The organism is Citrobacter sp. TBCS-14 (assembly GCF_005280805.1).
Taxonomy (GTDB): domain Bacteria; phylum Pseudomonadota; class Gammaproteobacteria; order Enterobacterales; family Enterobacteriaceae; genus Citrobacter; species Citrobacter gillenii.
In genome coordinates, this window is sequence record NZ_SZWM01000165.1 from 202 (window position 1) to 548 (window position 347).

Consider the following 347-nt stretch of genomic DNA (forward strand, 5'->3'; position numbering starts at 1 on the left):
CTCAGCTTGCCGCCGCGGGCCTGACGCCGCAGCAGTCGTTGGGGAATCATCAGCAGGCCAGCCTGCTGCGCCTGGATATCGGTACCGGCTACCAGTACTGGTATGGGTTGCCGAACTTCTACACCATCACCCGCTACAACCACAGTACCCACTACGCGATGGCCGTGTGGCAATTGGGTCAGGCGGTGGCGCTGGCGCGCGTGCAGTAATCGCTCCCCCGGCCTACCGGAGGATATCTCTTGTAGGCCGGAGAAGATGCCCTGACATCCCCATCCGGCAGATCTTATTTGTGCAACGGAGCAATTTTTGGAATCCTCCTCGTAAAACGTTCTCCCCATCCCCATATT

General features: G+C 59.1%; 1 protein-coding gene. It reads left to right on the forward strand.

Going from position 1 to position 347, the window contains the following annotated elements; all coding sequences use genetic code 11:
- Positions 1–209 (forward strand): lytic murein transglycosylase (locus FDX22_RS30890; RefSeq protein ID WP_255432813.1); only part of this gene is annotated, 209 nt, incomplete at its 5' end.
- Positions 210–347 lie beyond the last annotated feature (138 nt).